This window comes from Streptomyces venetus, assembly GCF_039540295.1.
Taxonomy (GTDB): Bacteria; Actinomycetota; Actinomycetes; order Streptomycetales; family Streptomycetaceae; genus Streptomyces; species Streptomyces venetus.
Genome location: NZ_BAABET010000012.1, coordinates 112122 through 132220, shown reverse-complemented (window position 1 = coordinate 132220; position 20099 = coordinate 112122). Strand labels below are relative to the sequence as shown.

The window sequence follows — 20099 nt, the reverse complement described above, 5'->3', positions numbered from 1 at the left end:
ATGAAGCCCAAACCCCACCAAACCGCCCTCCTGGACGAACGCATCACCGGAGCCCTGGTCGGAGCGGCTGTCGGCGACGCCCTCGGCGGTCCCGTCGAGGGCTACTCCCCCGAGCAGATCCTCGAACGGCACGGCGGCCGCGTCCACGGCATCGTCGGCCCCTGGCACGGCGAGGCCTGGCGCACCGCCCGCCCCCTCGCCCCGTACCACAAGGGCGACGGCCACGTCACCGACGACACCTTGATGACCCACGCCCTGGTGCGGGTCTACGCCCGGGTCCGCGACCACCTGGACGCCTACGCGGTCGCCGACCACCTCGTCCCCGACCTGATGACGGAACCACGCTGGATCCCGGAACTGGAGACCGAGGCCCTCCCCCTCCACCGGATCTTCCTGGCGGAGAAGTGGCTCGTGACAAGGATCCACTACGGCCATGCCGACCCGCGCGAGGCCGGCACCGGCAACATCGTCAACTGCGGTGCGGCGATGTACATGGCCCCGGTCGGTCTGGTCAACGCGGCCAACCCGCCGGCGGCGTACGCGGAGGCCCTGGACGTCGCCGGGGCGCACCAGTCGTCGTACGGCCGTGAGGCGGCGGGTGTCCTGGCCGCGGCGGTGGCGGCGGCGTGCCCGCCCGGGGCGACGCCGGACTCGATCATCTCGACGTGCCTGTCCCTGGCGAAGGACGGTACGAGAACAGCCATCGAGCGGGTCTGCGAGGAGGCCTCCCGCCACACGGACTTCGAGTCGGCGCTCGAACCCCTGCGTGCGGCGGTGGCTCCGTACGACACGGTCGGCCCCGACTACCGCTCCCCCTCCCTCGGCGCCCGCAGGCCCTCCCGCCTCCACTCGATCGAGGAACTCCCCATCGCCCTGGGCATGTTGCTGGTGGCGCGGGGCGACTACCGCCACGCGGTCCTCGGCGCCGTGAACTACGGCAGGGACTGCGACTCCATCGCCACGATGGCCGGAGCGCTGGCCGGGGCCCTGGGCTCACCGCCCCCCGAGGACTGGGCCAAGGCGGTCGCGGAGGCCAGCCGCCTGGACCTCTGGGAACCGGCGGCCACGCTCACCGAGGTGACCCGCGAGATCTTCACCCGGGACATGACCCGCCGCCGTGCCCACGAACGAGCCTTCGCGTCCCTCGGAGGCGAGGAATGCTCCGACTGACGTGGGTCCAGCCGGAGGACCTGATCGGCCACGAACTCCGCCAGGCAGCCCAGGACGGCCGTGAGCCGAAGGCGATCGCGTCCCGCTGGCGAGCGGCAGGCGGCTCGGAAGCCCCCCTCACCGCAGGCGCGTCCCCCACCCCGACCTCCCGCTACCTCCGCCAACTGGCAAACGACCTCCTGGACGAACTCGCCGACCTCCCCAGCGCATTCTCGGACGACGAACCAACAGACCTGGGGAGAATCAAGTCGCTCTGCCCAAACTGGCCGCCGCCTGCGCCGGCGAGCACCCCGACCCCCATCCCAGCCACAACCCCCCAGCACCTCGAAGCCGCCTGGCTGGGCCGAGCCACCGGCTGCCTCCTGGGCAAACCAGTCGAGAAACTCCCCCTCGACGGCATCCGCCAACTGGCCAAATCGACCGGCAACTGGCCCCTCACCACGTACTTCACAGCCAGAGGCGTCCCCGAAGACCTCCTCCGGAAGCACCCCTGGAACCGCCGCTCGGCGAACAACTCCCTCGCCGAGAACATCGACGGCATGCCCGAGGACGACGACCTCAACTACCCCCTCCTCAACCTCCTCGTCCTCCAACGCCACGGCAGCACCTTCACCACCACGGACGTGGCCCGCACCTGGCTCGACGAACTCCCCGCGGGCCGCACCTTCACCGCCGAACGCATCGCCTACCGCAACCTCCTCACCGGCCTGGAACCCCCGCACACCGCCCGCCACCGCAACCCGTTCCGCGAATGGATCGGCGCCCTGATCCGCGCCGACGTCCACGGCTGGACCAACCCCGGCGACCCGGCCGCCGCCGCGGAACAGGCCCACCGCGACGCCACCCTCACCCACACCGCCAACGGCGTCTACGCGGCGATGTTCACGGCGGCCACCATTGCGACGGCCGCGACCCGCGAACACGACATCCACACCTGCCTCCGCACCGGCCTCACCGTCGTGCCCCCGCGCTCCCGCCTCGCCCGAGCCGTCCGCCACGCCATCCGACTGGCGGGCGAGCACGAGGACTTCGACACGGTCGTCGACGAACTCCACGCCACCCACGCCGCCACGTACCACTGGGTGCACGCCGTCCCCAACACCGCCCTGATCGCCGCCGCCCTCACCCACGGAGGCGGCGACTTCTCCGGCTCCATCTGCCGTGCTGTGAGCGGCGGTTGGGACACCGACTCGGTCGGCGCGACCACCGGGGGCATCGCAGCCCTCCTCGCCGGCACCTCCTCCGCACTCCCCGACCGCTGGACGGCCCCCCTGAAGAACCGGCTCTCCACCTCCATCGGCGACTTCAACGGCATCGGCTTCGACACCCTCGCCCACCTCACCCACCGGGAGATCCACCGCCCATGACCGCGCCCGCCTCCGCGCCCATGCCCGCGCCCCTCATCGGCCTCCGCGTCCTCGACCTCGCCACCCTCTTCGCCGGCCCGCTCGCCGCCACCCTGCTCGGCGACTTCGGCGCGGAGGTCGTCAAGGTCGAGCATCCGTCGAAACCGGACCCGTCCCGCGGCCATGGTCCGTCGAAGGACGGCGTGGGCCTGTGGTGGAAGATGCTCGGCCGCAACAAGCGCACCATCACGCTCGACCTGTCGAAGCCCGGCGGCCGCACCACCCTGCTGCGGCTCGCCGCCACCGCCGACGTGGTCATCGAGAACTTCCGCCCCGGCACCCTGGAGAAGTGGGACCTGGGCTGGCCGGAGCTGTCGGCCGCCAACCCGCGTCTGGTGCTGGCCCGCGTCACCGGCTTCGGCCAGTTCGGCCCCTACGCTCATCGGCCCGGCTTCGGCACCCTCGCCGAGGCGATGAGCGGCTTCGCGGCGATCACCGGCGAACCGGACGCACCCCCGACGCTGCCGCCGTTCGGCCTGGCCGACTCCATCGCGGGTCTGACGACGGCCTACGCCGTCATGACGGCGCTCGCCGCCCGTGACCGCACCGGCGAGGGCCAGGTCGTCGACACGGCGCTGATCGAACCGATCCTGGCCGCCCTCGGCCCCCAGCCCCTCTGGTACGACCAGCTCGGCCACGTCCAGCCCCGCACCGGCAACCGCTCCCCCAACAACGCCCCGCGCGGCGTGTACCGCACCGCGGAGGGCACCTGGGTCGCCGTCTCGACGTCGGCGCAGTCGGTCGCGGAACGCGTGCTGCGCCTGGTGGGCCGTCCGGAGCTGATCGACGAGCCGTGGTTCGCCACCGGCGCCGACCGCGCCCGTCACGCCGACGTCCTGGACGAGGCGGTCGGCTCCTGGATCGCCGCGCGCACCCGCACCGACGTCATCTCGGCCTTCGAGAAGGCCGAGGCCGCGGTGGCCCCGGTCCAGGACGTCCGGGACGTGATGGCGGACCCGCAGTACCGGGCCCTGAACACCATCACCACCGTCGACGACCCGGAACTGGGCCCCCTGCGCATGCAGAACGTCCTCTTCCGGCTCTCCGCCACGCCCGGCGCGATCCGCTGGGCCGGGCGCCCGCACGGCGCGGACACCGACGAGGTTCTCACCGAACTCGGCCTCACCGAGACCGACCTCAAGGCCCTGCGCACGGAGGGCGCCCTGTGACGGCGGCACCCCCGCTCACCTGGCTCTACGCCCCGGGCGACCGCCCGCACGTGGTGGCCAGGGCACTCACCGCCGGTGCCGACGTCGTCGTCGTCGACCTGGAGGACGCGGTCGCCCCGGACCGGAAGGCGTATGCCCGCACGGCCACCGCCGAGCTGCTCGGCGAGCCGCAGCCGGTCCCGGTCCATGTCCGCGTCAACGCCCTCGGCAGCCCCTGGGGCGAGCAGGACATCGCCGCGCTCAGCCCGGCCCCGGGCCTGTCGGGGCTGCGGGTGCCCAAGGTGACCTACCCGGCCGTGATCACGCACCTCGCGCAGCGGACCACCGCCGGCCTGTACGCCCTGCTGGAGACGGCCCTCGCCGTGGAACAGGCGTACGCCGTCGCCACGGCCCACCCGTCGCTGCGGGGCATCGCGCTCGGCGAGGCGGACCTGCGCGCCGACCTGGGCGTACGCGACGACGCGGGGCTCGACTGGTCACGCTCCCGGGTGGTGGTGGCCGCCCGGGCCGCGGGCCTGCCCCCACCGGCCCAGTCGGTGCACCCGGACGTCCGCGACCTGGACGGGCTGGCCGCCTCCTGCGCCCACGGCCGCGCCCTGGGCTTCCTGGGAAGGGGAGCGATCCACCCCCGGCAGCTCCCCGTGATCGAGCGGGCCTTCCTGCCCACCGAGCAGGAGATCGAAGAGGCGGAGACGATCGTCAAGGCGGCGGCGACGCAACAGGGCGCCCAGGCCCTCCCGGACGGGCGCTTCATCGACACGGCGGTGGTGACGGCGGCCCAGCGCACCCTGTCACTGGCGCGCCGCCGGTAGACGCACCGAGGGGCGCCCGAACGGTTCCGGGCGCCCCTCGTGTCGTCCTGCCGGTCGTCAGGTCTTCTTCGCCGACCCGGCCTCGTTCTTGGACTCGTCGTCGGCGTCGCCGACCTTGTCCTCGCTGTCGTCCTTGTCCTCGCTGCCGGCCGTGCTCTCGCCGTCCGCCTTGCTCTCGCCGTCGGTCTCGCCGTCGGTCTTGCCGTCCGCGGTGGCCTCACCGCCGGCGCCGGGCTCCACCACGGCCTCCCGGCCCGGCCGGGTCTTCGCCGACACCACGAGGTAGGCCACCGCGAGCAGGAACACGAAGATCGCGGTCCACACGTTGAGCCGGAGGCCCAGGATGTGGTGGGCGTCGTCGACGCGCATGTACTCGATCCACCCGCGCCCCGCGCAGTACGCGGCGACGTACAGCGCGAACGCCCGGCCGTGTCCCAGCCGGAAGCGGCGGTCCGCCCAGATGACCAGGAGCGCGACGCCGATGCACCACAGCGACTCGTAGAGGAACGTCGGGTGGTAGGTGCCCGGCACCCGTCCGTCCGCGGACGAGGTGATCTCCAGGGCCCAGGGCAGGTCGGTGGGCTTGCCGTACAGCTCCTGGTTGAACCAGTTGCCCCAGCGGCCGATCGCCTGGGCGAGGGCGATGCCCGGCGCGACGGCGTCCGCGTACGCGGGCAGCGGGATGCCCCGGCGCCGGCAGCCGATCCACGCCCCGAGCGCGCCGAGCGCGATCGCGCCCCAGATGCCGAGGCCGCCCTCCCAGATCTTGAAGGCGTCCACCCAGTCACGGCCCTCGCTGAAGTACAGCTCGTAGTCCGTGATCACGTGGTAGAGCCGGCCGCCGACCAGGCCGAAGGGCACGGCCCAGACCGCGATGTCGGCCACCGTGCCGGCCCGCCCGCCCCGGGCGACCCAGCGCTTGTTGCCGAGCCAGACGGCAACGAAGACGCCGATGATGATGCAGAACGCGTAGCCGCGCAGCGGAATGGGGCCGAGGTACAGCACCCCGCGCGACGGGCTGGGAATGAAGGCAAGTTCCATGGCAAGGTCGACGCTACCGTGCCGGGCCGGGGCGGCGGCAGGCAGCCCGGCTACGGGTCCATAACGGGGGCGTGAGAAAAGCCTTCACCCCTTGTTCTGCTTCTCCACCATCTTCTTGAACTTCGCCGGGGTCATCGTCCGGTCCTGGTAGATGTTCTCGCCGTCGAACAGCACCGTCGGCGTGCCCGAGAAACCGCCCTTGTTGAACGCCTGGTGGGACTTGGCGACCCAGGTGTTGTGCGTGCCGCTCTCGACGCACGAGCGGAAGGCGGGGGTGTCCAGGCCGTCGACCTTGCCGGCCAGCTCGATCAGCTTGGCGTTGCCGGCGTAGGCGTCGTCGACCTCCTGGGGCTGGTTCTCGAAGAGCACGTCGTGGTAGGCGGCGAACTTCCCGGCGTCCTGGGCGCAGGCCGCGGCGTTGGCCGCGTTGCGGGAGCCGCTGCCGCCCATGTTGCCGTCGATGAGGGTGACCAGGTGGTACTCGGTCTTGAGCTGACCGGCGTCGGTCAGCTCGTGGATCACCGGCCGGTACGCCGTCTCGAAGGACTTGCAGGCCGGGCAGCGGAAGTCCTCCCACACCGTGAGCGTGGACTTGGCGCTGTCCTTGCCGACCGGGATGGCGAGGCCGTCCTTGCCCTGGGCTCCGGAGGGCGCCACGACCGGGCCCGAGGCCTCGCTCTCGTCGTCCTTCCCGGCGTTGGCCGCGACGACGCCGATCACCGCCGCGAGTCCCAGGACGGCGACGACGGCCCCGCCCACGATCAGCGCGCGCCGGCGCTTCTCCGCGGACTTCTGCTTCTCGCGCTCGACCGCCAGCCGCTCTCGGGCGGTGCGCTTTCCCTCACGGTTCTTCTCGCTCACACCCCGGAAACGAACCGGGGAGGCGCACCGCGCCTCCCCGGCCCCAGGTCCACCCGTAAGAGGGACCTGTATGACTTCCGGCTTTCTTACGCCTGTCCGCGCACGCCCTTCGCGAGGTCGCCCGCGAGCGCCCGCACGGCCTCCAGTCCGGCCGCGTCGTCCGGGGCGTCCAGGATGGCCTTGACGAAGGCCGAGCCGACGATCACGCCGTCGGCGAAGCCGGCGACCTCGGCGGCCTGGGTGGCGTTGGAGACGCCGAGCCCGACGCAGACGGGCAGGCCGGTGCCGGTGGCGCGGGTGCGTCCCACCAGGTCCTCGGCCTGCGAGCTGACGGTCGCGCGGGTGCCGGTGACGCCCATGAGGGAGGCGGCGTAGACGAAGCCGCTGCCGGCCGCGGTGATCCGGGCGAGCCGCTCGTCCTTGCTGCTGGGCGCGACGACGAAGACGGTGGCGAGACCGTGCTTCTCCGCGTGCTCCCGCCACAGCGCCGACTCCTGCACGGGCAGGTCGGGCAGGATGCACCCGGCGCCGCCCGCCTCGGCGAGCTCGGCGGTGAACCGCTCGACGCCGTAGCGGTCGATGGGGTTCCAGTAGGTCATGACGAGGATGGGCTTGCCGGTGGCGGCGTGCGCCTCGCGGACGGTGCGCATCACGTCGGCGATCTTGACGCCGCCGCGCAGGGCGATGTCGTCGGCGGTCTGGATGACGGGCCCGTCGAGGACGGGGTCGCTGTGCGGCAGGCCCACCTCGACGACGTCGGCGCCGCCGTCGATGACGGCCTTGATGGCCTCGATGCCGCCGTCCACGGTCGGGAACCCGGCCGGGAGGTAGGCGATGAGAGCGGACCGGCCCTCGGACCTGGCCGTGGCGAGGGTGTCGGTCAGCAGCTGGATGTTCCCGCTCACTTGGCGTCCCCCTCGATCTCGGCGGTGTCGGCGTCCGCGTCGGCGGCGACCTCGGCGTCGGTGTCGTAGAGGCCGAAGTAACGCGCCGCGGTGTCCATGTCCTTGTCGCCGCGGCCGGACAGGTTGACCACGATCAGTCCGTCCTTGCCCAGCTCCTTGCCGACCTCCAGGGCACCGGCCAGTGCGTGGGCGCTCTCGATGGCCGGGATGATGCCCTCGGTGCGGGACAGCAGGCGCAGGGCCTGCATGGCCGCGTCGTCGGTGACCGCGCGGTACTCGCCGCGGCCGGTGTCCTTGAGGTAGGAGTGCTCGGGGCCGATGCCCGGGTAGTCCAGGCCGGCCGAGATCGAGTAGGGCTCGGTGATCTGGCCCTCGTCGTCCTGGAGGACGTACGAGCGCGAGCCGTGCAGGATGCCGGGCTCGCCGGCGGTCAGGGTCGCCGCGTGCTCGCCGGTGTCGACGCCGTGCCCGGCGGGCTCGCAGCCGATGAGGCGTACGTCCGTGTCCGGGATGAAGGCGTGGAACAGGCCGATGGCGTTGGAGCCGCCGCCGACGCAGGCGATGGCCGCGTCGGGGAGACGTCCGGCGCGCTCCAGGAGCTGGCGGCGGGTCTCGACGCCGATGACGCGGTGGAAGTCGCGGACCATGGCGGGGAAGGGGTGCGGGCCGGCGACCGTGCCGAAGAGGTAGTGGGTGTGGTCGACGTTCGCCACCCAGTCGCGGAACGCCTCGTTGATGGCGTCCTTGAGGGTGCGCGAGCCCGACTTCACGGCGATGACCTCGGCGCCGAGCATCCGCATGCGGGCGACGTTGAGGGCCTGGCGCTGGGTGTCGATCTCGCCCATGTAGATCGTGCAGTCGAGGCCGAACAGCGCGCAGGCCGTGGCCGTGGCGACGCCGTGCTGGCCGGCGCCGGTCTCGGCGATGACGCGGGTCTTGCCCATGCGCTTGGTGAGCAGGGCCTGGCCGAGGACGTTGTTGATCTTGTGGGAGCCGGTGTGGTTCAGGTCTTCCCTCTTCAGGAAGACCCGGGCGCCGCCGGCGTGCTCGGCGAACCGGGGCACTTCGGTGAGGGAGCTGGGGCGGCCGGTGTAGTTGACCAAGAGGTCGTCGAGTTCCTTGGCGAACTCGGGGTCGTGCTTGGCCTTGTCGTACTCGACGGCCACCTCGTCGACGGCGGCGACGAGGGCCTCGGGGATGAACTTGCCGCCGAAGGCCCCGAAGTAGCCTTCGGGGTTGGGGGTTCGACCCTCGGGGTCGGGGATGAAGAACTGGCTGGGCATGCGGAAACCTTCACGGTGAGTGTGTGGAATGCACTAATCGCCGTGGGGGCGGGGATCGTCTGTCGGCTGCGGGCCGTGTGTGGCTTGTCGCGCAGTTCCCCGCGCCCCTAAGAACCCCGCTGCCATCGCATGCCGTTGACCTGCCCGGGTTCGTCACCGATGACGTACCTCACCCGGCGGCCGTGGACCCGGCGGGCGGGTGCGCGGCAGCCGCGGGGGCGGCAGCCGCGCGCGAGGCGGGCGTACCGGTCCACGGTCGTCATGGTGAGAGTCATCGGGCCCAGCCTAGCGGGTGATCAGCCGCGGCCGTGCCGGAGTGCGGGGTGCTCGCCCGCCGCCACCAGGTCGGAGACCGCCGTCCTGGGGTCCTTGCCGGTGACGAGGGACTCGCCGACCAGGACCGCGTCGGCGCCGGCGTTGGCGTAGGCGATGAGGTCGTGCGGGCCGCGGACGCCCGACTCGGCGATCTTGATGATGTGGTCGGGGATCTCCGGTGCCACCCGCTCGAAGGTGCCGCGGTCGACCTCGAGGGTCTTGAGGTTGCGCGCGTTGACGCCGATCACGCGGGCGCCGGCGTCGACGGCTCGCTCGACCTCGTCCTCGTCGTGCACCTCGACGAGCGGGGTGAGCCCGATGGACTCGGCGCGCTCGATGAGGGACTCCAGGGCGGGCTGCTCCAGGGCCGCGACGATCAGCAGGATGACGTCGGCGCCGTAGGCCCGGGCCTCCCACAGCTGGTACGACGTGACGATGAAGTCCTTGCGCAGGACCGGGATGTCCACGCGGGCGCGGACGGCCTCCAGGTCGGCCAGCGAGCCGCCGAAGCGGCGCTGTTCCGTGAGCACGGAGATGACGGCCGCGCCGCCCGCCTCGTAGTCGGCGGCGAGCCCGGCCGGGTCGGCGATCGCGGCCAGCGCGCCCTTGGACGGGCTGGAGCGCTTGACCTCGCAGATGACCTTGACGCCGTCGCCGCGCAGGGCGGCCTCGCCGTCCTTGGCCGCGGGAGCCTTCGCCGCGCGCTCCTTGAGCTCGTCGAGGCTGACGCGCGCCTGCCGCTCCGCGAGGTCGGCACGGACTCCGTCGATGATCTCGTCGAGCACACTCACGCGAGCGGCCCCCTTCCAGGCGGTTGCGAGTTCCAGCGACCAGTCGAAAACCGATGGTCACTGCGATGGTATCCGCAGCGGGGCGTAGGCCTCGCATCCGGTTGACGCCGGTCCCTCCCCCACCCTCGGACCAGCTTCGCACGGCTGGGGCGGGAGGTGCCCCCATACTGGACATCCGCCAGTTGATCAAGGGTGGAGCCAGCCACCGAAGGGCAGGTTCCGGACAACGGTGAAGACCAGCAGCAACGCGCCGAGACTCCACACCAAGCCGGGACGAGGGTCGATCCGCAGCGGGCGCCCGCGGGCCGCGTGGACCACCCATACGGTCCACAGCGCGGCGAAGCCCAGATAGCCGAGGACGGCCAGGGCGTTGTCCTGGAGGGCCGCCGGGAAGTCCCCGTGCACGAAGGCGTGCGCGCTGCGCAGTCCGCCGCAGCCGGGGCAGTACAGGCCCGTGTAGCGCAGCAGCGGGCAGACCGGGTAGTGGCCGGGTTCGTCGGGGTCCACCGCGCCCACGTAGGCGAAGGCGGCTGCCACGGCCGCGAGCACCCCGGCGGGGGCGGCCAGGCGGCCCGGGACGCTCCGCGTCACCCTTCGGCTGTCGGTGTTCACGGCATGCATTGTGCCCCGCGCGTGCGTGAGGGGCGGTCCCGGCACTCGTGGGCCGGCCGCCCCTCACGCGACAACGCGGTTTTCCGCGGGGGTCAGCCCTCGGCGCGCGCCGGCTCGCGGTCGCCCGTCATCTGGTGGGGCTGGTGCAGGTCCTTGGGCTGGCCCATGCCCATCATCCGCATGATGCCGCCGACGACACCACCGAGCAGCACGACGACCATGCCCGCCCAGAAGCCCACCGGCTGGTCCATCACCATGAACGCGCCCGCGACGCAGAAACCGATGAAGGCGATCGTGACACCGGTCCAGGCGGCCGGGGTGTGACCGTGGCTGCTGCCCGCCATTGCTTGCTCCTCGTTGCTGTGTGCGTGTCTGAGCAGGACGCTCAGGCTCATTGTCCCGCACGCACGCCCGTGCGGTGAGCGGGGGTACTCCCTCGGCCCCGCGCGGGGTTCAGCAGGGTTTCAGGCCCCGGTGGGGTCCTCTCCCCGGTCGAGTGCCTTCCACAGGTCCTCGGGCCGGTCCGGGTCGACGGCGGGCGCCTTGCGGCGCGGCGCGGGGGCGCCGCCCCGCTCGTAGCGGCCGGACATCGCGGGCCACAGCCGGCCGTAGCGCAGGGCGAGCACTCCGGCCAGCAGGAGCAGCACGCCGCCGACGACCGCGACGTAGGGCCAGGCCGTGTGGCTGAGGGCCGCGACGGAGGCGCTGGTGTCGCCGGAGGCCTCCGCGGCCTTCTCGTCGAGGGCGGAGCCGTCGGAGGCGCCGATCAGGGCGGCGGCGACGATGCCCGCGCCGGACAGCGCGAGCAGCGCGGCCACGACGAGGCGACCGGCCCGGCGGACGGCGAAGACGGCGACGAGCGCGGCGAGGCCCACGATGGCGAGCGCCGCGGGGACGCCCGTGACGTCGCTGCCCTTGGCGGACAGGGGGAAGGCGCCGCCGGCCACCGTCGCGGTGCCCTCCGCCCATTGCTGCCGGGTGGCGAGCAGTGCCACGGCCGCGCCGAGCGCGCCGGCGAGCAGCGCGACGGCGAGGCTCAGGCGGCCGGCCCGGGCGGATCCGGCGGGTTCGGAACGGGGGTGAGGTACAGCAGTCACGTACCCCACTATCGCCTGAACCCCGGGCGAACCGTTACTCGGGGTTCGTCTCAGGCCTTTTGGAGCCGGTTCGCCGTGTGCACGGCCCGCAGGACCGCCGCCGCCTTGTTGCGGCACTCGGTGTCCTCCGCGACCGGGTCGGAGTCGGCGACGATGCCCGCTCCTGCCTGGACGTAGGCGGTGCCGTCGCGCAGCAGGGCGGTGCGGATGGCGATGGCGGTGTCGGAGTCGCCGGCGAAGTCGAGGTAGCCGACGCAGCCGCCGTAGATCCCGCGCCGGGAGGGTTCGAGTTCGTCGATGATCTGCATGGCTCGGGGCTTCGGGGCGCCGGAGAGGGTGCCGGCCGGGAAGCAGGCGGTGAGGACGTCGAAGGCCGTGCGGTCGGCGGCGACGCGGCCGGTGACGGTCGAGACGATGTGCATGACGTGCGAGTACCGCTCGATGGACATGAAGTCGACGACCTCGACGGAGCCGGGCTCGCAGACCCGCCCCAGGTCGTTGCGGCCCAGGTCGACGAGCATGAGGTGCTCGGCGCGCTCCTTGGGGTCGGCGAGCAGTTCGTCGGCGAGGGCCTGGTCCTCCTGCGGGGTGGCACCGCGCCAGCGGGTGCCGGCGATGGGGTGGACCATGGCCTGCCCGTCCTCGACCTTGACCAGCGCCTCGGGGGACGAGCCGGCGACGTCGAACCCGTCGAAGCGGAACAGGTACATGTAGGGGGACGGGTTGGTGGCCCGCAGGACCCGGTAGACGTCCAGCGCGCTCGCCGTGCACGGCGTCTCGAAGCGCTGGGAGGGCACCACCTGGAAGGCCTCGCCGGCCCGGATGCGCTCCTTGACGTCCTCGACGGCCTCCTGGAAGTCGGGGCCGCCCCACAGCGCGGTGTACTCGGGGAGCTCGGAGGGCGGGAGCGCGGCCGGGGGCTGGGCGACGGCGCGGGAGAGGTCGGCCTCCATGGCGTCGAGCCGGGCCACGGCGTCGGCGTGGGCCTCGTCGACGCCGGTCTCCAGGTCGTTGTGGTTGATCGCGTTGGCGATCAGCAGGACCGAGCCCTCCCAGTGGTCCATGACGGCGAGGTCGCTGGTCAGGAGCATGGTGAGTTCGGGCAGCTTCAGGTCGTCGCGCTCGCCGGGGCCGATCTTCTCCAGGCGGCGGACGATGTCGTAGCCGAGGTAGCCGACCATGCCGCCGGTGAAGGGCGGCAGGCCGAGGTCCTCGGCGAGGTCGCGCGGGGTGTGCAGGGCCTCGATGGTGGCCCGCAGGGCGGCGAGCGGGTCACCGCCGGTGGGGACGCCGACCGGCGGGGTGCCGAGCCAGTGCGCCTGCCCGTCGCGCTCGGTCAGGGTGGCGGCGCTGCGGACACCCACGAACGAGTAGCGGGACCACGAGCGGCCGTTCTCCGCGGACTCCAGCAGGAAGGTGCCGGGGCGTTCGGCGGCGAGCTTGCGGTAGAGCGCGACCGGGGTGTCGCCGTCGGCGAGGAGTTTGCGGGTGACCGGGATGACCCGCCGGTCGGCGGCGAGCTTGCGGAACGTCTCGAGGTCCATGGCGGCTGACCTTACTGATCCGTCGCGGAGGCTTCGGAACCGCCGTCCCCGGCCCCCAGCAGGACGTCCTCGTCGAAGCAGGTGCGGGCGCCGGTGTGGCAGGCGGCGCCGACCTGGTCGACCTTCACCAGGACGGTGTCGGCGTCGCAGTCGAGGGCGACGGACTTCACCCACTGGAAGTGACCGGAGGTGTCGCCCTTGACCCAGTACTCCTGGCGGCTGCGGGACCAGTAGGTGCACCGGCCGGTGGTCAGGGTGCGGTGCAGCGCCTCGTCGTCCATCCAGCCGAGCATCAGCACCTCTCCGGTGTCGTACTGCTGGGCGATGGCGGGCAGGAGGCCGTCGGCGCCGCGCTTGAGGCGGGCGGCGATCTCCGGGTCGAGGCGGCTGGGCGGAGCACTGTGGCGCGAAGCGCCTCCCTGAGGGGCGGTGGCCGGACGACGGGCGGGCGTGCTGGTCATGCCGACCATTGTGCCGCGCGCCACTGACAGGCCTGGTGGAGTGTCCACTGGGCGGACCTTCCGCGCGGTCGTAGGCTGGCCGCATGTCGACCCATGCCAAGCGTGAACGACTCCTCCTCGCTGACCTGTTGGAGACCGCGGGTCCGGAAGCGCCCACCCTCTGCGAGGGCTGGACGACCCGGGACCTCGCCGCGCACGTGGTGGTGCGCGAACGCCGGCCGGACGCCGCGGGCGGGATACTGATCAAGCAGCTCGCGCCGCGCCTGGACCGGGTGATGGCGGAGTACACCGGCAAGCCGTACGAGGAGCTGATCCAGCTGATCCGTACGGGGCCGCCGCGTTTCTCCCCCTTCTCCCTGAAGCCGGTCGACGAGGCGTCGAACATCATCGAGTTCTACGTCCACACGGAGGACGTCCGCCGCGCCCAGCCGGACTGGTCCGCGCGCGAGCTCGACCCGGTGTTCCAGGACGCTCTGTGGTCCCGGCTGGAGCGCACCGCCCGCCTGATGGGCCGGGGTGTCCCGACGGGCCTGGTGTTGCGGCGCCCGGACGGCCAGACGGTGGTCGCGCACCGCGGCACGCCGGTGGTCACGGTGACCGGCGAGCCGTCGGAGCTGGTGCTGTTCTCGTACGGCCGGCAGAGCAAGGCGAAGGTCGAGCTGGACGGCGACGAGGCCGCGATCGCGAAGCTGCACGAGACGAAGCAGCTCGGGATCTGAGAAGCGCCGCGCGCACGGGAAAGCCCCGGTCGCCGCACGCGGCCGGGGCTTCGCACACGGCCGGGTGTCACCGCACGGGGTGCCCGGCCCCCCGCAGCGTCTCCTTGACCTGGCCGATGCGCAGGTCGCCGAAGTGGAAGACCGACGCGGCCAGCACCGCGTCCGCGCCCGCCTCGATCGCCGGCGGGAAGTCCGTCAGCCTGCCCGCGCCGCCCGAGGCGATGACCGGGACGGTGACGTGCTTGCGGACGGCCCGGATCATCTCCAGGTCGTAGCCGTCCTTGGTGCCGTCCGCGTCCATCGAGTTGAGCAGGATCTCGCCCGCGCCCAGTTCGGCGGCCTGATGCGCCCACTCGACGGCGTCGATGCCGGTGCCGCGACGGCCGCCGTGGGTGGTCACCTCGAAGGAGCCGGACTCCGTGCGGCGGGCGTCCACCGAGAGGACCAGGACCTGGCGGCCGAAGCGTTCCGCGATCTCGCGGATCAGCTCCGGGCGGGCGATCGCGGCCGTGTTGACGCCGACCTTGTCCGCACCGGCCCGCAGCAGCTTGTCCACGTCCTCGGCGGTCCGCACGCCACCGCCGACGGTGAGCGGGATGAACACCTGCTCGGCGGTGCGGCGCACCACGTCGTACGTCGTCTCGCGGTTGCCCGACGAGGCGGTGATGTCCAGGAACGTCAGCTCGTCGGCGCCCTCGGTGTCGTACACCTTGGCCATCTCGACGGGGTCGCCCGCGTCGCGCAGGTTCTGGAAGTTGACGCCCTTGACGACCCGGCCGTTGTCCACGTCCAGGCAGGGGATGACTCGGACCGCCAGGGTCATGAAGTCACGGCTCCTCTGAATGCTTCGATCTCCACGGACACCAGCACACGCGGGTCGATGAAGCCCTCCACGACCAGGAAGGTCGCGACCGGGCGCGCGGTGTCGAACAGTTCCTTGTGCGCGCGGCCCACCTCGTCGAGGTCGCGCGCGTGCGCCAGGTACATACGGGTGCGGATCACCGACGCGGCACCGAGCCCGAACTCGGCGACCGCGTCGAGCGCGCTGGTGAAGGCCACCTTCGCCTGCTCGTACGGATCACCCTCCCCGTACAGCACGCTGCCCTTGAAGGACGTGGTGCCCGCCACCAGCACGTGGTCGCCCGCCGCGACGGCACGTGCAAAACCGAAGGACTCTTCCCAGGGACTTCCGCTCTGCACCCGCCGTACGGCTTCGCTCATGACGACACTGCCTCCAAGGCCTCTTCCAGGGTGAACGCCTTCGCGTACAGCGCCTTCCCTACGATCGCGCCCTCGACACCGAGGGGGACGAGGCCGGCGATGGCCCGGAGGTCGTCCAGCGAGGACACGCCGCCGGAGGCCACGACGGGACGGTCCGTCGCGGCGCACACGTTGCGCAGCAGCTCCAGGTTCGGTCCCTGGAGCGTGCCGTCCTTGGCGATGTCCGTGACGACGTAGCGGGCGCAGCCCTCCTTGTCGAGGCGCTCCAGCGTCTCGTAGAGGTCGCCGCCGTCCCGGGTCCAGCCGCGGCCGCGCAGGGTCGTGCCCCGGACGTCCAGGCCCACCGCGATCTTGTCGCCGTGCTCGGCGATGACCTTGGCGACCCACTCGGGGGTCTCCAGGGCGGCCGTGCCGAGGTTCACGCGCTTGCAGCCGGTGGCGAGGGCGGCGGCGAGGGTGTCGTCGTCGCGGATGCCGCCGGACAGCTCCACCTTGATGTCCATCGCCTTGGCGACCTCGGCGATCAGTTCGCGGTTGTTCCCGGTGCCGAACGCGGCGTCCAGGTCGACCAGGTGCAGCCACTCGGCGCCGGAGCGCTGCCAGGCGAGAGCGGCCTCCAGGGGCGAGCCGTAGGAGGTCTCCGTGCCGGACTCGCCGTGCACCAGGCGGACCGCCTGGCCGTCACGGACGTCGACGGCGGGGAGGAGTTCGAGCTTCGAAGCCATCTCAGAGGGTTCCGATCCAGTTGTTCAGCAGCTGCGCTCCGGCGTCGCCGGACTTCTCGGGGTGGAACTGCGTGGCCCACAGGGCGCCGTTCTCGACGGCCGCGACGAACGGCTTGCCGTGCGTGGACCAGGTGACCTTGGGGGGCTCGATCGTCGGGTTGTGGGTCTCCAGCGACCAGTCGTGGACGGCGTAGGAGTGCACGAAGTAGAAGCGCGCGTCCGCGTCCAGGCCGGCGAACAGCTGCGAGCCGGCCGGGGTGTCCACGGTGTTCCAGCCCATGTGGGGGACGATCTCGGCCTGGAGCGGCTCGACCGAGCCGGGCCACTCGTCGAGGCCCTCGGTCTCCACGCCGTGCTCGATGCCACGCGCGAAGAGGATCTGCATGCCGACGCAGATGCCCATGACCGGGCGGCCGCCGGACAGCCGGCGGTCGACGATCCAGTCCCCGCGCGCCTCGCGCAGGCCCTTCATGCAGGAGGCGAAGGCGCCGACGCCGGGCACGAGCAGCCCGTCGGCGTTCATGGCCTTGTCGTAGTCACGGGTGATCTCGACGTCGGCTCCCGTGCGCGCGAGGGCACGCTCGGCGGAGCGGACGTTGCCGAAGCCGTAGTCGAAGACGACCACCTTCTTCTGCGGGCCGCTCAATTCCACACCTCCAGTCGCACGACACCGGCCGCCAGGCACATCGCGGCGCCGATCGACAGCAGCACGATCAGGCCCTTGGGCATCTTCTGCTTGACGAAGGAGTAGATCCCGCCGACGAGGAACAGGCCGACGACGATCAGCAGGGTCGAGGTGCCGTTCACAGGGCGCCCTTCGTGGAGGGGAGGATGCCGGCCGCGCGCGGGTCGCGCTCGGAGGCGTAGCGCAGGGCCCGGGCCAGCGCCTTGAACTGGCACTCCACGATGTGGTGCGCGTTGCGCCCGTAGGGCACGTGCACGTGCAGCGCGATCTGGGCCTGGGCCACGAAGGACTCCAGGATGTGCCGGGTCATGGTGGTGTCGTACTCGCCGATCATCGGCGCCATCTTCTCGGGCTCGGTGTGCACGAGGTAGGGGCGGCCGGACAGGTCGACGGTGACCTGCGCGAGGGACTCGTCCAGCGGGACCGTGCAGTTGCCGAAGCGGTAGATGCCGACCTTGTCGCCGAGGGCCTGCTTGAAGGCGGCGCCGAGCGCGAGGGCGGTGTCCTCGATGGTGTGGTGCGAGTCGATGTGCAGGTCGCCCTCGGTCTTCACGGTGAGGTCGAACAGACCGTGCCGGCCGAGCTGGTCGAGCATGTGGTCGTAGAAGCCGACGCCGGTGGAGATCTCCGTCTTGCCGGTGCCGTCGAGGTCGATCTCGACGAGGACCGAGGTCTCCTTGGTCGTCCGCTCCACGCGTCCGGTGCGGCTCATGAACTCTGCTCCTTCTTCAGTGCACGTACCGCGTCGAGGAACGCGTCGTTCTCTTCGGGGGTTCCGGCGGACACCCGCAGCCATCCGGGGATGCCGTTGTCCCGGACCAGGACGCCCCGGTCGAGGATCTTCTGCCAGGCCGTGTGCGCGTTCTCGAACCGGCCGAACTGCACGAAGTTGGCGTCGGATTCCACGACCTCGTAGCCGGTCGCGCGCAGTTCGGCGACCAGGCGGTCCCGCTCGGCCTTGAGCTGCTCGACGTAGCCGAGCAGGGTGGCGGTGTGCTCCAGGGCGGCCAGGGCGGTCGCCTGGGTGACGGCCGACAGGTGGTAGGGCAGCCGGACGAGCTGGACGGCGTCCACGACGGCCGGGTGCGCGGCGAGGTAGCCGAGGCGCAGGCCCGCCGCGCCGAACGCCTTCGACATCGTGCGCGAGATGACCAGGTTCGGGCGCCCGTCGAGCAGCGGCAGCAGTGAGTCGCCGTGGCTGAACTCGATGTACGCCTCGTCGACCACGACCATCGACGGCTTGGCCGCCTGGGCGGCCTCGTACAGCGCGAGGACGGTCTCGGGCGGGACCGCGTTGCCGGTCGGGTTGTTGGGGGTGGTGATGAAGACGACGTCCGGCCGGTGCTCGGCGATGGCCTTCTCGGCCGCCGCGAGGTCGATGGTGAAGTCCTCGTTCCGGGGGCCGGAGATCCAGCCCGTGCCCGTACCGCGCGAGATGAGCCCGTGCATCGAGTACGACGGCTCGAAGCCGATCGCGGTGCGGCCCGGCCCGCCGAAGGTCTGGAGCAGCTGCTGGATGACCTCGTTGGAGCCGTTGGCGGCCCAGACGTTGGCCAGGCCGACCTGGTGGCCGGAGGTGTCCGTCAGGTACTCGGCGAGCCTGGTGCGCAGCTCGACCGCGTCCCGGTCCGGGTAGCGGTTGAGGTTGCGGGCCGCCTCGCGGACCCGCTCGGCGATGCGCTCGACCAGCGGCTCGGGCAGCGGGTAGGGGTTCTCGTTGGTGTTCAGCCGTACGGGGACGTCCAGCTGGGGCGCGCCGTAGGGGGACTTGCCGCGCAGCTCGTCCCGTACGGGGAGATCGTCGATGCGTACGTCGTTCACTTGCTCTCGGGTACCTTCCAGCCGAACCTGGCCTTGATCGCCGCGCCGTGCGCGGGCAGGTCCTCCGCCTCCGCCAGCGTCACCACGTGATGCGCGACCTCGGCCAGCGCGTCCCGCGTGTAGTCGACGATGTGGATGCCGCGCAGGAAGGACTGGACGGACAGGCCCGAGGAGTGGCAGGCGCAGCCGCCGGTGGGCAGGACGTGGTTGGAGCCGGCGGCGTAGTCGCCGAGGGAGACCGGGGCCCAGGGGCCGATGAAGATCGCGCCGGCGTTGCGGACCCGGTCGGCCACGGCCGCCGCGTCCGCCGTCTGGATCTCCAGGTGCTCGGCGCCGTACGCGTCGACCACCCTCAGACCCTCGTCGATGCCGTCGACCAGGACGATCGCGGACTGCTTGCCGGACAGGGCGGGGACGATCCGGTCGTCGACATGCCGGGTGGCGGCGACCTGCGGCTCCAGCTCCTTCTCCACGGCGTCCGCGAGCTCGACGGAGTCCGTGACGAGGACGGCGGCGGCCAGCGGGTCGTGCTCGGCCTGGCTGATCAGGTCGGAGGCGACGTGCACCGGGTCGGCCGTGTCGTCGGCGAGGACCGCGATCTCGGTCGGGCCGGCCTCGGCGTCGATGCCGATCTTGCCGGTGAAGTAGCGCTTGGCGGCGGCGACCCAGATGTTGCCGGGGCCGGTGACCATGTTGGCGGGCGGGCAGGACTCGGTGCCGTGGGCGAACATCGCGACGGCCGTGGCGCCGCCGGCCGCGTACACCTCGTCGACGCCGAGCAGCGCGCAGGCGGCGAGGATGGTCGGGTGCGGCAGGCCGCCGAACTCGGCCTGCGCGGGTGAGGCGAGGGCGATCGACTCGACGCCGGCCTCCTGCGCGGGCACCACGTTCATGATCACGGAGGACGGATACACGGAGCGGCCGCCGGGCGCGTACAGCCCGACCCGGTCGACGGGCACCCACTTCTCGGTCACGGAGCCGCCGGGTACCACCTGGGTGGTGTGCGTGCCGCGGCGCTGCTCGCGGTGGACGATCCGGGCGCGGCGGATGGACTCCTCCAGGGCCGCGCGCACGGCCGGGTCGAGCTCCTCCAGCGCGCGGCCGAGCGCGGCGGCCGGCACCCGTACCTGGTCGAGCCTGACCCCGTCGAACCGCTCGGCGAACTCGATCAGCGCCGCGTCGCCCCGATGATGCACGTCCTCGCAGATCGGACGCACCTTCTCCAGGGCGGCCGCAACGTCGAAGTCGGCTCGGGGCAGCAGGTCACGCAGGGCGGGGCCCTCGGGAAGGGCGTCGCCGCGCAGATCGATTCGGGAGATCACGTGCTCAATTCTCTCAGACCCCGCTGACGCGCCGTGCGCTCGTATCAATGGCTGATACAGAACGCCGCGGAAACCCCGAAGATCACGGGGGGTGAGGGGGTGTCCCCCCACAAAGCGGGGTGTCCCCCACAAAGCACAG

Annotated in this window: 24 protein-coding genes; 5 read left to right on the top strand and 19 right to left on the bottom strand. The window is 72.1% G+C overall.

The features are described from left to right. Genes ABEA82_RS32845 through ABEA82_RS32830 form a run of 4 tightly spaced genes read left to right on the top strand, consistent with a single transcriptional unit; the run spans position 1 to position 4557 of the window. Complete coding sequence (locus ABEA82_RS32845) at positions 1–1170, top strand: ADP-ribosylglycohydrolase family protein (RefSeq protein ID WP_345665367.1); 1170 nt, start codon at positions 1–3, stop codon at positions 1168–1170. Further along, complete coding sequence (locus tag ABEA82_RS32840) at positions 1158–2537, top strand: ADP-ribosylglycohydrolase family protein (RefSeq protein WP_345665366.1); 1380 nt, start codon at positions 1158–1160, stop codon at positions 2535–2537. The genes ABEA82_RS32845 and ABEA82_RS32840 overlap by 13 nt, the downstream gene beginning before the upstream one ends. Then, positions 2534–3745: a CaiB/BaiF CoA transferase family protein gene (locus ABEA82_RS32835; RefSeq protein WP_345665365.1), complete on the top strand. Its 1212-nt coding sequence runs from the start codon at positions 2534–2536 to the stop codon at positions 3743–3745. Before ABEA82_RS32840 ends, ABEA82_RS32835 begins: the two co-directional genes overlap by 4 nt. Next, positions 3742–4557: an HpcH/HpaI aldolase/citrate lyase family protein gene (locus ABEA82_RS32830; protein ID WP_345665364.1), complete on the top strand. Its 816-nt coding sequence runs from the start codon at positions 3742–3744 to the stop codon at positions 4555–4557. The genes ABEA82_RS32835 and ABEA82_RS32830 overlap by 4 nt, the downstream gene beginning before the upstream one ends. Positions 4558–4614: 57 nt before the next feature. Here ABEA82_RS32830 and lgt read toward each other — a convergent pair whose 3' ends face one another. The 11 genes from lgt to hisI all read right to left on the bottom strand — a co-directional run bounded on the left by lgt (position 4615) and on the right by hisI (position 13467). After that, positions 4615–5598 (bottom strand): prolipoprotein diacylglyceryl transferase, encoded by a 984-nt coding sequence (lgt, locus tag ABEA82_RS32825; RefSeq protein ID WP_345665363.1) that lies wholly within the window; start codon positions 5596–5598, stop codon positions 4615–4617. 84 nt (positions 5599–5682) lie between these two features. Beyond that, the gene (locus ABEA82_RS32820) at positions 5683–6459 is read right to left on the bottom strand and encodes a DsbA family protein (RefSeq protein WP_345665362.1); all 777 of its coding nucleotides are present in this window, start codon (positions 6457–6459) and stop codon (positions 5683–5685) included. Between the two features lie 86 nt (positions 6460–6545). After that, positions 6546–7364 carry a tryptophan synthase subunit alpha gene (gene trpA, locus ABEA82_RS32815; protein WP_345665361.1) on the bottom strand — a complete coding sequence of 273 codons (819 nt, stop codon included), beginning with the start codon at positions 7362–7364 and terminating at the stop codon, positions 6546–6548. Then, a complete protein-coding gene (trpB, locus tag ABEA82_RS32810) occupies positions 7361–8647 on the bottom strand; it encodes a tryptophan synthase subunit beta (protein ID WP_345665360.1) in 1287 nt (428 codons plus the stop codon). The genes trpA and trpB overlap by 4 nt, the downstream gene beginning before the upstream one ends. Before the next feature lie 107 nt (positions 8648–8754). Next, positions 8755–8922: a tryptophan biosynthesis modulator TrpM gene (gene trpM, locus ABEA82_RS32805; protein WP_345665359.1), complete on the bottom strand. Its 168-nt coding sequence runs from the start codon at positions 8920–8922 to the stop codon at positions 8755–8757. Positions 8923–8943: 21 nt separating this feature from the next. Beyond that, positions 8944–9753, bottom strand: coding sequence for an indole-3-glycerol phosphate synthase TrpC (gene trpC, locus ABEA82_RS32800; RefSeq protein ID WP_345665358.1), 810 nt, complete (start codon positions 9751–9753; stop codon positions 8944–8946). 186 nt (positions 9754–9939) lie between these two features. Continuing rightward, positions 9940–10374 (bottom strand): DUF2752 domain-containing protein, encoded by a 435-nt coding sequence (locus ABEA82_RS32795; protein ID WP_345665357.1) that lies wholly within the window; start codon positions 10372–10374, stop codon positions 9940–9942. A gap of 83 nt (positions 10375–10457) precedes the next feature. Continuing rightward, positions 10458–10709: an HGxxPAAW family protein gene (locus tag ABEA82_RS32790; RefSeq protein WP_345665356.1), complete on the bottom strand. Its 252-nt coding sequence runs from the start codon at positions 10707–10709 to the stop codon at positions 10458–10460. Positions 10710–10829: 120 nt separating this feature from the next. Next, positions 10830–11471, bottom strand: a complete 642-nt coding sequence (locus ABEA82_RS32785; RefSeq protein ID WP_345665355.1) for a TIGR02234 family membrane protein — start codon at positions 11469–11471, stop codon at positions 10830–10832. Between the two features lie 41 nt (positions 11472–11512). Then, positions 11513–13006, bottom strand: a complete 1494-nt coding sequence (locus ABEA82_RS32780) for an anthranilate synthase component I (protein WP_345665354.1) — start codon at positions 13004–13006, stop codon at positions 11513–11515. 11 nt (positions 13007–13017) lie between these two features. Then, complete coding sequence (gene hisI / locus ABEA82_RS32775; protein WP_345665353.1) at positions 13018–13467, bottom strand: phosphoribosyl-AMP cyclohydrolase; 450 nt, start codon at positions 13465–13467, stop codon at positions 13018–13020. An 83-nt stretch (positions 13468–13550) separates the two neighbouring features. On the opposite strand from hisI, the gene ABEA82_RS32770 reads away from it, so the two are divergent. Next, positions 13551–14186, top strand: coding sequence for a TIGR03085 family metal-binding protein (locus ABEA82_RS32770; RefSeq protein ID WP_345665352.1), 636 nt, complete (start codon positions 13551–13553; stop codon positions 14184–14186). A 67-nt stretch (positions 14187–14253) separates the two neighbouring features. Here the strand turns inward: ABEA82_RS32770 and hisF are convergent, their stop codons facing one another. The 8 genes from hisF to hisD are packed head-to-tail and all read right to left on the bottom strand — an operon-like array spanning position 14254 to position 19960. Next, positions 14254–15009: an imidazole glycerol phosphate synthase subunit HisF gene (gene hisF, locus ABEA82_RS32765; RefSeq protein WP_345665351.1), complete on the bottom strand. Its 756-nt coding sequence runs from the start codon at positions 15007–15009 to the stop codon at positions 14254–14256. After that, the gene (locus ABEA82_RS32760; RefSeq protein ID WP_345665350.1) at positions 15006–15407 is read right to left on the bottom strand and encodes a RidA family protein; all 402 of its coding nucleotides are present in this window, start codon (positions 15405–15407) and stop codon (positions 15006–15008) included. Before ABEA82_RS32760 ends, hisF begins: the two co-directional genes overlap by 4 nt. Beyond that, positions 15404–16132, bottom strand: a complete 729-nt coding sequence (priA, locus tag ABEA82_RS32755) for a bifunctional 1-(5-phosphoribosyl)-5-((5-phosphoribosylamino)methylideneamino)imidazole-4-carboxamide isomerase/phosphoribosylanthranilate isomerase PriA (RefSeq protein WP_003989583.1) — start codon at positions 16130–16132, stop codon at positions 15404–15406. Before priA ends, ABEA82_RS32760 begins: the two co-directional genes overlap by 4 nt. A gap of 1 nt (position 16133) precedes the next feature. Continuing rightward, the gene (hisH, locus tag ABEA82_RS32750) at positions 16134–16778 is read right to left on the bottom strand and encodes an imidazole glycerol phosphate synthase subunit HisH (RefSeq protein ID WP_345665349.1); all 645 of its coding nucleotides are present in this window, start codon (positions 16776–16778) and stop codon (positions 16134–16136) included. Then, positions 16775–16939: a hypothetical protein gene (locus ABEA82_RS32745; protein WP_003989585.1), complete on the bottom strand. Its 165-nt coding sequence runs from the start codon at positions 16937–16939 to the stop codon at positions 16775–16777. The genes hisH and ABEA82_RS32745 overlap by 4 nt, the downstream gene beginning before the upstream one ends. Then, complete coding sequence (hisB, locus tag ABEA82_RS32740) at positions 16936–17529, bottom strand: imidazoleglycerol-phosphate dehydratase HisB (RefSeq protein WP_003989586.1); 594 nt, start codon at positions 17527–17529, stop codon at positions 16936–16938. The genes ABEA82_RS32745 and hisB overlap by 4 nt, the downstream gene beginning before the upstream one ends. Continuing rightward, positions 17526–18638, bottom strand: coding sequence for a histidinol-phosphate transaminase (locus ABEA82_RS32735; protein ID WP_345665348.1), 1113 nt, complete (start codon positions 18636–18638; stop codon positions 17526–17528). The genes hisB and ABEA82_RS32735 overlap by 4 nt, the downstream gene beginning before the upstream one ends. Next, on the bottom strand, positions 18635–19960 hold the full coding sequence (hisD, locus tag ABEA82_RS32730; protein WP_345665347.1) for a histidinol dehydrogenase: 1326 nt from the start codon (positions 19958–19960) through the stop codon (positions 18635–18637). Before hisD ends, ABEA82_RS32735 begins: the two co-directional genes overlap by 4 nt. Positions 19961–20099: the final 139 nt, after the last annotated feature.